At 35.9% G+C, this 12,832-nt stretch carries 8 protein-coding genes; all 8 read right to left on the reverse strand.

All coding sequences use genetic code 11. The features are described 5' to 3' along the window. The coding region (locus tag PVK71_RS10225) for a transporter substrate-binding domain-containing protein (protein ID WP_274418338.1) at positions 1-1,394 on the reverse strand (1,394 nt) is incomplete at its 3' end. 173 nt (positions 1,395-1,567) lie between these two features. Continuing rightward, positions 1,568-2,722 (reverse strand): membrane-bound lytic murein transglycosylase MltC, encoded by a 1,155-nt coding sequence (mltC, locus tag PVK71_RS10230; protein ID WP_274418339.1) that lies wholly within the window; start codon positions 2,720-2,722, stop codon positions 1,568-1,570. A 258-nt stretch (positions 2,723-2,980) separates the two neighbouring features. After that, complete coding sequence (locus PVK71_RS10235) at positions 2,981-4,873, reverse strand: methyl-accepting chemotaxis protein (protein ID WP_274418340.1); 1,893 nt, start codon at positions 4,871-4,873, stop codon at positions 2,981-2,983. A gap of 286 nt (positions 4,874-5,159) precedes the next feature. Continuing rightward, positions 5,160-8,051 (reverse strand): alkaline phosphatase family protein, encoded by a 2,892-nt coding sequence (locus PVK71_RS10240; RefSeq protein WP_274418341.1) that lies wholly within the window; start codon positions 8,049-8,051, stop codon positions 5,160-5,162. Positions 8,052-8,123: 72 nt separating this feature from the next. Continuing rightward, entirely contained in the window at positions 8,124-9,284 is a 1,161-nt protein-coding gene (locus PVK71_RS10245) for a serine hydrolase domain-containing protein (protein WP_274418342.1), read from the reverse strand. A 124-nt stretch (positions 9,285-9,408) separates the two neighbouring features. Beyond that, a complete protein-coding gene (locus PVK71_RS10250) occupies positions 9,409-9,759 on the reverse strand; it encodes a hypothetical protein (protein WP_274418343.1) in 351 nt (116 codons plus the stop codon). 62 nt (positions 9,760-9,821) lie between these two features. After that, on the reverse strand, positions 9,822-10,352 hold the full coding sequence (locus PVK71_RS10255) for a GNAT family N-acetyltransferase (protein ID WP_274418344.1): 531 nt from the start codon (positions 10,350-10,352) through the stop codon (positions 9,822-9,824). A gap of 131 nt (positions 10,353-10,483) precedes the next feature. Next, positions 10,484-12,736, reverse strand: coding sequence for a peptidase U32 family protein (locus PVK71_RS10260; protein WP_274418345.1), 2,253 nt, complete (start codon positions 12,734-12,736; stop codon positions 10,484-10,486). Positions 12,737-12,832: the final 96 nt, after the last annotated feature.

Genomic DNA, 12,832 nt, shown 5'->3' on the forward strand with positions numbered 1-12,832 from the left:
ATTAATAACCACAAATCATTTCTTTTATATTTAATATTCTCATTAATATAAATATTTTTAATCAATCGCTCATTATCTGAACTTATTGAAATAAGATTAATCGCTTCAAATAATTCTTTATGTTCTTTTTTTACCGCCATATAAACTGATACTTTTTCTGTTAACGTACCAGCTGTTTTTAAGTCATGCATATCATAATTGATTGTATGATTAAGTAGTAATCGTTGATCGCCAAAGGCATAATCAACTCTGCCATCATCTACTGCTTTAATTATTTCTTCAAAAGTATCAAAAAATACCATTTTTACATTAAGCGTATTATTTTTTATATAATCATAGTAATACGAGTTTTTTAAAATTCCGACTGTAGAATAATTAACATCGGCGATGCGAGAAATAAAATTCCCTTCTAATTTATTAAATACAGAAAGTTCAAAGCTATAATATGGTTTTGTTAAATAATAATTATCAGTAATACATTTATTCTCATATGTTGATAATATAACATCAAATTCATTACACTCCCCAAGTCCTGATTCAGTAAAGGTAACTACTTTTTCAAAAATCAGCTTAATGCTATCAAATAATGTTGGAGCTATGCCATGAAATTCATTATTTACGTAATAACTGGTTGGAAACTCATTAAAACCATACCCAACACTTACTTTTAATTTTTGAAGATCTTCTGTTTTTTTAAATAAATAGATGAAATACTCTTCGAGAGATTTTTTAACCATCTCTTTTACTTCTTCTGCCTGTAGTGCAGTAAAATATTTAATTAAGATATCATTGAGTTCAATATGGTCCTTTGATATTGCAAATGATGTATATAAGTTATCCAACCGAGGTAGATCTAACGTCGGATAAGCTTTATCTGTGATCACCTGTGTATCAGCAACAAAGGCACTAATATCACCCGCATTAAGTGCTACAACTAATTCATCTAATGTATTAAATTTAACAGGTGTATAATCTATGTCATCGGCATATTTATTAACAAAGTTAGTGGTAGAATACCAATCGTCAATAAGACCTATTTTTTTATTATTCAAACTAACAAGATCTTTAATAACCAAATTATCTTTAAAAAATACTTTAGTATTCACTCGATATAACGTGGGAACAAAAAAATAATGTTCACGTCTCTCTTTTGTATTCGCAAAATCAAAGTAGACACCTGAGTCATAATTAGTAAATTTATTTTGAAGAACATCAAGATCTTCAATCTTAACGGTGAAATTTGTATTTAATTTTTTATTAATATCCGCAATTAAATAACTGTATAAACCTTTTTGAATCCCATTTTCAATAAAGAAAAGCCTTGAATCATAATTATCATTATAAAATGTGAAATTTTGATTATGCTTAAGCCACTCACGTTCTTCGCTGGTCAACTCAAGCGACCATGAAAGTGAGGAATATAAACACAACAAACAAAAGAAAATCTGTTTCAATCTAGCGTTACCACCAACTAATTTAATTATATTTTTAACAGAATGAGAAGTAAATAAATCGTATTAGGAATGTATAATTCAATTTATGCATCTTCTTAATTAACATATTCTATCTACACTTTTTCATTAAACTCTTTTTGAAATTTTAATACTTTTTCAAGATAACGACGCGCTTCTGCTTTAGGATGTTTATTGGTTAATGCCCAATATAGCTGCTCTGGTTTTAGGCTATTGATTTCACCAATCGCTTTAGTCTTGTTTGTATCAAAAGTTGAAAATACCCCTCCAGAGCCTCCGTTATACGCTGATATCATGCTGTAATGTTTATTGGTTGCATGAGTAATATCTCGTAAGTATCTATTCTTTAAAATATAAAAATAGGCAGTACCTGTATCTATATTATTCGCAGGATTAAACAAATACTCTTTTGTTGGGATACCTGATTGGTTTTTCACTAATTTGAATACATCTGCACCTGCCGTTTTTGGGATCACCTGCATTAAACCATAAGCTCCAGCATGACTGACTGCATAAGGGTTGAAGCTACTTTCCGTCTGAATAATGGCGTAAATTAAATCAATTGAAATATCGTATTCTTTTGACGCTTTTTTGATCAAGTCTGCATATTGAAATTCACGTTGTTCCAAATGGTCATCTACCATTGAGATCTCAACATAATATGCCTTACCGTTTTTAATCGTTTTAGATTGCAGCTTATTTTCAATTAAATAATCGGCATAACGACCAGCTCGCCACGGCCATTCAATGTCTTTATTCTCTTGATCTTTAATCTGCCCAAGTAAGAATGGACGACCACGCAAAGGAATTGATTTATCACTAAATAAATCGACATGTGATGGGTCAGCAGGCATCAATACGGTACCAATGATCGCTTTCTTTAACGTTTCTTTAGGTTGATATTGAGAAATGGTAGAGATATAAATCTTACCTTTATCAAAATCAATGTGTGCTCGAGTACGGTATCCATCAAGATACTTTACATAACGATGCTTACCCGCTTCAAGAAATTCTTTATTTCCCCATTTGTTGTGTACTTGGTTAGCAAGATTTGCTAATTGCTCTTCCACTGTTTGGGGTGGTTTTGATGTGCTCGGTTTTGAGGTACTGGGCTGCCATGTGTTTGAATTTGATGAGCCGACACTACAATCACAAGGCTCTGAGCTAGATTGATTATAGTTACTATCAAAAATTGGAGTACAAGAAACGGTTGCTAAAGAAATAACAAGAGCAAATAATACGTTTTTCATTTATGTCCTAATAATGTATTCATCTTATTTTTCAATACACTGGAATAGATTACACATACTGTGTTAGCCGATATGGACGCGTATTCTACACCTTGTTTTACTTTTTGGAATAGCTAATGAAAGATGTTTATCAAATATTTTGTAAGCAGTTGCCCTAACGTCATTTTTGAATGAAGATCACTTTTTTTTGACGCAAAAAAACCGTCAAAAAAGACGGTTTTCTGCGTATATTTAGAATATTAATTACTAAAATTAATACTACAATTTATAACGTTTAATTTCTTCTTCTAACGAATCTGCTAGTGACTTTAATGCCTCAGCTTGTTGTGCTGCGGTTTCAGCTTCACTCGCCATTTGGTTTGCAACTTCTTGCACACCTTCTGTGTTACGGCTAATTTCTGCTGTGACACTTGATTGTTCTTCCGCTGCCGAAGCGATTTGAGTCGCCATATCACTAATCACATTAATTTGAGCAGCTATATTTTCTATACTCATACCCGCTTTATCGACATCTTTTACACTGGTTTCTGCCAACTGATGGCCGTCTGACATGACAGATACTGCTTCTTGTGTTGTAGATTGTAATGTTTCAATCATCGATTGAATTTCTTCTGTTGAGGTATGAGTTCGTTGAGATAACACACGAACTTCATCCGCAACAACAGCAAACCCACGTCCTTGCTCTCCAGCTCTCGCTGCTTCTATTGCTGCATTCAATGCAAGCAAATTCGTTTGCTCTGCAATCGAGCGAATAGTTGCAAGAATTGAGCTGATCTTCTGAGCATGACCGTTCAAATCTTCAATGATACCCACCGCACTGTTTACTTCACGCGCAAGATTACCAATCGATGTTTGGCTTTGGTTTGCTTGGTTATGCCCTTCTAGGGTTAAACCTACCGCTTGCTCTGCAGATTTTGCTGTATTCTCCGCATTACCTGCTATCTCTTGGGTTGCACTCGCCATTTCTGTTACCGCAGTCGCGACCATGGTAATTTCATCTTGTTGGTGACGAATATTTTGGCTACGTTGCAGAGCTGAATCTGCCGAATCTGCCGCTGAACGATTAAGCTCTAATGTGATCTCTCGTAAGTTAGATGCCATTGTATGCAAACGAGAAATAAACTGGTTGAAGTTTTCAGCCAATTTACCGACTTCATCATCAGATTTAACGTTAATACGAACAGTTAAGTCCCCTTCTCCATTTGCAATATCTGCAAGTGCTTCCGATACCGTACCAAGTTCACGTAATTGACGGGTAACTAACCAACCTGTAAATAAAGAAACAAACAGTAAGATCAAGCTACCGATAAGTACTAATTTAACTAACATTGCATTTAATGGCGCTTCTAACGTGTCTTGATCCATCACAAGAGCAATAGCCCAACTAGTATTAGGGACAGCCGTTACCATTACGGCTTTTTCTTTACCGTCTTGCTTGGTAAAGAAAAAACCATCTGATGCAATCTCGCTACTTAAATTATTGGCATCAAAGCCTTGCCCTAATTCTGAAATTGGTTTTAATGCCATTTTTTCATTTGGATGAGCAACGACAATTTTATTACTGACATCAAGAAGCATAGCGTAACCTTCTCCTGGAACAGGAATATCCAATACATCATCAATTAAAGTTGATAAAGAGAGATCAGATGCTGTAACACCAATGATTTTTCCATTTTCTCGTACTGGTTCAGTCAATGTGACGACTAAAGTCTGCATCGTATGGCTAACATAAGGTTTTGTTGTTACACCCTTATTTGCTGCTAGCGTTTCTTTATACCATCCACGAGTTCGCGGATCATACCCTGCTTTATTTAATGATGGGTCATGACGTTCCATTACTCCTTCCTCATTACCGTAGAAACTTAATTCAAAGTGCCCTGACGTTAATGTTTGTTTTAGACGATCAACTACATCTAAATTAGGGTTACGCTCTATGGCTTCTTTCATTGCAGTAATCGCATCTTGGCGACCTTTAAACCAATCCCCAATACCTAAACTGTATGCTTTTGCAGTATTCCCACTCTCACTACGAATACCATCCCATGCTTGGGTTTTCATCGTTTGATATGAAAAAGTACCCAACAAGATAATCGTTAAAGTGATAAGAGCTACACTTGTTATTACAAGTTTTGTTTTTAATGTTAAATGCATAATATATCTACTTTTTATAATTCTAAATAATATAAAGCAATGTAGGATTACCAGTGGAGCCTACACCTTCTACATTGCATGACTCATTAATGAAGCAAGTGATTAAATTCCGAGCCATATTAACAGTCTTATTATTTAAAAATGTGTTCCTTTTCACAAATAAATTCAAAAACACGCATAAAATCATACCAATTTTTTAACAAAGAAAGCACTTAGCACTATAGACACAATCGCATAACGATACGATCACAACCAGCCTGAATAAGAATGGTGCTTGGTCTTCTTATTATTTACTTTTTTGTATATCCAACTCACTAAGTAATGAAGAAAAACCCCATCCATCTTCATTCTCAATAACAGTTTCCGTAGTAAGGTATTCATATAATGTCGGAGCCAGTGATCCATTCGCGTTGCTCTTCAATTCCAACGCATTCGCTCCCACGGGGGTTCCCCAGAATCCTAAAAAGGCGTCTTTTTCTAAGTAATGCTCTCCTGCATGTCTGCCGGGCACTTTAGTATTAAAACCAACACCAAATTTAGGGAATAAATTTATCGTCCCTGCTCTGTCTTCTTCATACAATTTAGCTAATTGATTTACAGAATCTGGTCGCGCAGTGTAAGCCGTTAATTCTCTCCACTCTTGTTCTGTACACCATGACCTCACATTGTCGCTAACAGCAGATACCATGCATCGTTGATATAACTCTTGATATGATGCTAATTCAGCGTCAGTTAGCTGCGATTTATATGGATTCAAAATATCAAGTTCAAGTAACTGGGATGAGCCAATCACTGGTCGGTAAAACAGTCGATTACCTTTTTTGGATATCAATTCATCAACTCTAACACCGTCTTTAAAACCAATAATTCGAGCTTTACATTCATCTAGCGTGCAGTTTGTTTCTCTAACAACGAGATAATCTAACGACTCTTTTAAGCGTGATGCGATTTCATTAACCACATTAATAGAGCCTCCTTTTTGAGCATTAACAGGCGTCCACGTTGTTAGTTCGGCGTATGTAGGTTGCACTTTCCAGCCTTCGGCTGAATTGAAGAAATCCATCATAAAGTTACCACCAGCTGTAGAGGCGACCACCACATCAACTTCTTTATTGCTTTCATAATTAAGCGCGTTAGTAATTTTAGGTCCTTCACCTTCATCCGAAGAAATCTTCTTAACCACTAACGGATAACCAAGCTCTGTTTGAAGAGAGTCGAACACCTGTTTTTCTGGATTAAGAGAGTAATACACGGGCGATAAGCCGTGATCCCCGGCCATCCCCCAAAGTGTTCTGTCATATACACCCGCTTCTTTATATGTGTTAGTAAATTGCGTTAACCAATAATCTAATCGATTCAACTCTCCTGTCGGCATGAGAATTTCATCACTAAACGGGCCGGTGAAATGAGCAAAATGATCAGGCCATGGGTTATAGATTAAGGCGTAATCTGGCATGCCTTTCTGTTCTAGTTTAGAAAGGGACTCTAAGTTTTGCTGAATTTTCCATTTTTGCGTTAATTTACTGTAGATATCCAAAGCAAAAATAGCATCATAAACACGAATATCGTCAATTAACTCTGAGCGCATCTTTACAATCGTTTTCTCTACTTTTGATCGTTGTGTTAACTCTCGTAAACAACGCTTTTCACCAAAGTCTCGTAAGCTCTCACCTGCACCTAGATTCACTAAACCATCATAAGTCGTGTGTGCATTCCAATCATATTGGGCATTGCAATTTAAAGTGACCAGGTAATCCAAGCGATCAAACATGGTTTGAACTTTGTTCGCATCCATTAGGCGATCAAGCTGCAAAGCATCGTTACCGAAAAAGTAATAAGCACGATCTTCTTGTCGGTCAACAAAATGGAAGTTCGGTATTCCAGTCCCACCTTTACCAGAGACCTTCGCACCCGTTTTTATTATCGGTAAATTACGAACACTGATGGTAGGCGTTGATGATATTCCTACATTAATAATACTTTTATCGTAATTTTGGTATAGCTCAGTAAAAAACGGCAAGTAAGATGAGTCGTTATACTCTTTCTCTGTCAGCCTTTTTAAGAATGATAATTGCTGTTCATGTTCTGGCTGTGTGGTGACTTCATTCTGAGGTTTATAGGTTTCATGTTTAAGGTGGTCTTGATATACCTGCTTAATAAATGGCTTTTGAATCGGTGACATTAGTCCTTCAAGCAGCCCTTGCTGTAAACCATCCACCGTGATCTGAACTGCTAGTCGACGTTGCTGACGAGATTCTAAATAAGCAATAACCGCCTCTGGATTCTCTTTAAAGCTCTCTTGTAGCCACTTATTCAGCACCTCTTGTCGCTGCTCTTGGTAAACAAACTGACGGTATGATTTCAATACATTAAGACGAACAAAATCAATAAGAGTAATGGTTAATGCTTCTGCTTTATTATTCACAGAGCCTTTATGCTCAGGCTTACCCTCTTCAATGATTTGTTCTAACGCCCCACGCATTTCTCCCTCATCCATACTTGTGACCGCTTTTGTCATTCCAGCAATGATGATTGGTTGAATTTTATCTATTATTTTCCGGTCTTCTGGAGTATCAGAGAGATAAGTATAGCGCTCGGGTAAAACCTCAAGATCCTTCCATTCACCAATTTGCACCAATTCATCATAAACAATCACCATGTTCGCAATGAATTTACGATCAATATTGAGTCCTTGGTGATGGCTATCAGCTAACTCTGGTTTCTCTTCTTTTTTAACATCATTAAGAGTAAACAGAGAATGGCTAAACCCATTAAGTGTTTCTTCATCATATTGAGTTTTTAAGTAGGCTTTAAAGGCATCTTCATTATCCATATCTCCGTATTTATCAACAAAGGTATAAAGAAAATGACCTAAAGGGATCGCGTATGAGGGATTGGATAGTTTTGCAATGATGTTTTTTTTAACATCAGCATCTAATGGAAGAGATAAAATGTAAGCATCTAATGTGATGCCTGCAATAGTGAAAATAGCGGCATCACGAACCATTTCCGTTGTATATATTACAGAAGAATGTATCTGATTTTTAAGTATTTCTGCTGAGTTAACAACTCCGCCAACGACAGGAATTGAACTGGCGTTAGCCGAACTGTTTGCACTTAACATCGAAAGAGACAACACACTGAGCGTAAATATTGACGAAAACAGTCTGTATTTCACTTTAACTTCCTTTTATAACAATTTAAATAAGTTATTGTTCAGAGCCGCTTAGTATACAGAATTATCAAATAGTTAATCCGACGATGTTATATAATATTGAATGATTTGCTTCATTGGTGGCACTCTTAAGTATTTATAATTACACATTTGAATATAACCAATCTCTCGCTGTGGAGAGAACCACAATTCGCTAGCCATTCCATCAAGGGAATAACCTGAATGACTATAAAACTCTCCATCATACAAATTATTACCAAGTAACCCGTTAACATACTTTGAATCACCCATATTAAATTCACTCAAGCCCGAATATAGAGTAAAGATAGGATGATCTCCTTGTGATAACGCAAGTAATTTAAGTCGTGCTTTATCTTCATATTGAGGCTTTATGAGGTGACCTATCCATTTCCCCATATCTGGAAGTGTACTCTGTATACCACCATCACCTTGAACTGGTAAGGTAGAATGACTATGAGCGTAGCCGCCATTTTTATCTACATAATAGCCTGATGCTTTCCATTCTAAGATAAAATTATTTTGTCCTGCTGCTTGGCTACTGTTCATCTTTAATGGTGTAAAAATCCGGCGTTCAATAACCTCTTCAAATTTACCGCCTGTCACCTTTTCAATAATATCAGCAAGAAGTACATAGCCAGTATTACTGTAAGAAATGGAAGATCCTGGAGTAAAAGTTGGCGTGTTAAGCTGCTTACTGTATTCAACTATTTCAGAAAACATAAACGCTTTATTTACCATACCACCCCAAAGTGCATTATTTAACTCTGCATTATTCTTTTTAAATCGCTGCATTAAATAAAGAGCGGCTTTCTCATCATTCAAATAGTCCGGAATACCACTTTGATGATTCATTAAATGGGACAGTGTAACGTCATTAAACCAATCAGGTCCCTCTTCATAATAATCGGCTAAAGTTTGAGTTTGAGATAACGTTCCTTCCACTTCTAGACTCATAATAAGGTATGCCGTCATGTGCTTACTTATTGAGCCAATATCAAAGACCGTTTTATTATCGATGGGGATTTGGTATCTAATGCTGGATTGCCCGACATAATACTGTTCGATAAGCTTATTTGACTTAATAACCCCAATGCCGCAGCCTGGACTTTGATGATTTTGTATTGAAAAGTAACGTGAAAAATCAAATTCTTTTGCGGGTAAGGTTGAAGAAAACAACAGAGATAACATAAGGAGTGGGAATCTAGATTTATTCATGGAAGTCCTCTACAAAACTCATAATATGAATTTTATAGAATACTCCCATTGCAATTTAATTCTGCTTAGATTACAAATATTATGATGCAGTTATTGCTATCATGTAACTGATATTTTTAATTAATTACAGTCCGAAACCAATTTTAGGTTGACGGCGTACAGAGCGAACGCCCCATGGTGTTAAATCTGGTTTTGGTTGACCTTCAAAATCACCTAAACAAATATAGCCTTTGGATAAGTAACGATATAAGAAATCACCTCCATCTAGTGAACCTGTTTTATCATCACCGAATGGAAGTTGAATGCGCTCAACACGCAGATCAGGCGCTTTTTTAAAGGCAGGATAAGCTGTTGAGTTCACTTCACGTGAATCTAAACTATTCAACAATGCCTTATCTGACATTTTTGCTTTCATGCGACCAAAAATCATGACCATACGTTTTTGTCGCTCAGAAGAGACAATTATCATTTCCATTATAGAAATTCCTTTGAAATAAGAAAGTATATATCAAGCCCCGCTCTACGGCTATGCTCAAACTACATCACGCCTGATAACTGCTTAATTACACAACGATATTCATAACAATCTATTATCTCACCATCCACAATGGTAAATTCAGGCTTAAATCCCACCTGCTTAAAGCCATTTTTACTTAATACTCTTTGTGAGGCTAAATTGTCTGTTGTTGCAGTAGCGATTAATTCACTTAATGCTAATGTATCTCTTGCCACATTAATTAACACTTCAGTCGCGTAAGTTGCGAGCCCTTGAGAAATAAATTCTTCTCCAATTCGATAACCAATAAAACCGGATTCTTTTTCTCTATTAATATTATAAAGATTGGCTCGGCCACAAATTGTTCCTTGGGCATTTTTCAGTAACATTGGATAAATTCGGTCTTGTTCATATTCAGAAAGATAAAAATCAATATGATCTTTAATCCCTTCTTCACTGAAAAAATCCTCATCTCGCGCTTCAATATAGGATTCAAACCATTCTTGGTTGACCAATTCAAACTCTAATAACGCTTTTGCATCTTCTGTTTTCAGTAGTTGTAGTGTCACCATAGCCAATTCCCTCAGTGTTTATAATTGTACTTCTCTATATCAAGCTCATATTTATTATTGAATTATAGACAAAAAAAAGCCGTGATATGTGATCACGGCTTCTATCTTAAGATTATCAGTACAATTAACGCTTATAGACCTACTTTATATTGGTCATGTGTATTAATTGGCACCATGGTAAACAGCTCTTCTTGTACTTGCTCATCGCCATTCAACAGACGCTCAAAATGTTTTACTAATTCAACTTTATCAGCCTGTACTTTAGAGCCACTACCAATGTTAGTTAAATCAATAAAGAACTCATCAAATAAATCCGACATATCAGTCACAATATCCATATTTAAGAATTGCTCATGATTATAGATACTTGGGTAGCCGCCTTTTTGCTTATCTACCGCAAAAGAAACGCCTCTTGTATTAGTTATTGTCGTCGCTTTTTCACACTTCAACATACAACCGGCTTCAATTGCACGCTTATTACAACCAACAGTTTGTTGGAAGAAGCACTGACGACTTGTCATCATTAATACCGGGTGGTAAATGCTATAAAGTAGTTTAAAGTTCTCTGGACGACGAATATGCTTAATTTGTCCTTTATTGATCTCATTTGAGATAAAGGCACCCGAACAATTAAACTCTTCTTTCATTGTTACTAATGCGTGTGAGTTTGTGGTATTTAAGAATGGACCTGCAATCCATTCAATTCCCATCTCAAACGCTTTATACGCTATACCTGTATTGTTTGTTACGATACGCGCTGGCTTAACTTCTTCAAGAACTCGAACCGCTTCATTATAATCTTTACCAATCAATACCGCTGGGAACCATGGAATTAAACGAGGGTTTTCTAAGAAGATATTAATGTACTTAGTATCATTTCTTCTAAAGCTTTCAGGTAATTTAAAATAAATATCTGCATCTGTTGCATCGCATACATTTAAGTCTGCGACATCTGCAATCAGCATTGATAGTTTAGGTTTCTCTTCTACTTTTGCGTACTTAGGTAATGCTGGTACATCAACAAACTTTAGCACTTCTTTAGAACCATTCAGTAAATAAGCTACTTTATCTTTAAGTTCAGTTAACTCTCTAAATGGAATAGCTAAATTATCCGCCAGTTCAGAAAAATCATAACCGGTAAGTTCGTAATTAGCGTTAATTACACCTTTGAATCTTTTTTCTAATTCTGACGAAGTAATCGATTTCTCGCCTGCTTCACTTAGCAGCGATTGCGATTTCACCTCAAACGTTTCTTGCTCTTTATTACTTGGTGTTATCGTTACAACTAATGGTTCACCAAGAACCGCTTTAAAAGCGATCGTGATAGAAATCTTATTGATATCTAAGAACTTGATTTTTTCTTCTAGTGTCGCCCCAAGTGCGTTTTTATCACTATAAAGCTCTTGTTTTACTTCTTGAATTTGTACTACATCAATCGCGTTACTTTGTTGAACGGCATAATTTACACTATTATCGCGCGGGTTATCGATAAACATGTCTTTAGTTAAATTACCTTTCAAGAATGAGTTGGTAAAATCACGATTGAATACTTTATGTAGGTTTGAATCATCTTCATATAGCTCACCCGACTCAACAAACGTATTGATATTTTTACGCCAGTTTTCAATAACGGTATAAACGTAATGAGCGCCTTTAATTCGGCCTTCTACTTTCAGTGAATCCACTTTAGCATCAACCAATTCAGGTAATTCAAAGTAAGCTGAGTTATCTTTTAAATTTAATGGGTATTTATTGCCAACATCAGTCTCTTCATACTCATCACGACATGCTTGACTACAGCGTCCACGGTTTGCAGAGTTACCTACACTGACTGATGTTGAATAGCATTGACCAGAAAAAGCAATACATAATGAACCGTGAACAAATACTTCCACTAATACACCGTACTCATGCGCTAGCTCTGTTATGGATTTAATCTCACCAATATTAAGCTCTCGAGATAAATTAACGCGTGAAGCACCTAACTTAGATAAAAATTGAATTTGGCCATCGTTATGTGTTGTTAATTGCGTTGAAGCGTGGATATCTAGTGTTGGAAAGTATTTTTTTACTAGATTAAACATACCCAGATCTTGAACAATAATGCCGTCAACTGTGGTATTTACTAGCTGGTTAAGTAGCTTTGAAATTGATTTAATTTCATGCTCAAGAAGAACGATATTCAATGTTAGGAAAACTTCACAGCCATATTCATGAGCTAATCGTAATACACCATTTAGCTCATCAAATGAAAGATTGGCAGCGCGGTTACGTGCGTTAAATACATCTAAACCACAGTAAACGGCATTTGCTCCTGCTACGATGGCTGCTTTAATCGCTTCTACATCACCACCTGGGGCCAATAATTCAAGTTTTCTACTCATTATGAAATTGCTCGCTTCTTATTATATGTAATAATTTTTTTGAGCGAGTATTCTACTCGTCTCACGCTTTCATTACCACTCATTACGCTTTCATTG

This window comes from Aliivibrio sp. S4MY1 (assembly GCF_028765545.1).
Lineage (GTDB): Bacteria > Pseudomonadota > Gammaproteobacteria > Enterobacterales > Vibrionaceae > Aliivibrio.

What these genes read in the sequence shown, in the direction of transcription:
- PVK71_RS10260 (WP_274418345.1), bottom strand. Translation starts at nt 12,736, where the DNA reads ATGAGTAGAAAACTTGAATTATTGGCCCCAGGTGGTGATGTAGAAGCG.
- PVK71_RS10245 (WP_274418342.1), bottom strand. Translation starts at nt 9,284, where the DNA reads ATGAATAAATCTAGATTCCCACTCCTTATGTTATCTCTGTTGTTTTCT.
- PVK71_RS10255 (WP_274418344.1), bottom strand. Translation starts at nt 10,352, where the DNA reads ATGGTGACACTACAACTACTGAAAACAGAAGATGCAAAAGCGTTATTA.
- mltC (WP_274418339.1), bottom strand. Translation starts at nt 2,722, where the DNA reads ATGAAAAACGTATTATTTGCTCTTGTTATTTCTTTAGCAACCGTTTCT.
- PVK71_RS10250 (WP_274418343.1), bottom strand. Translation starts at nt 9,759, where the DNA reads ATGGAAATGATAATTGTCTCTTCTGAGCGACAAAAACGTATGGTCATG.
- PVK71_RS10235 (WP_274418340.1), bottom strand. Translation starts at nt 4,873, where the DNA reads ATGCATTTAACATTAAAAACAAAACTTGTAATAACAAGTGTAGCTCTT.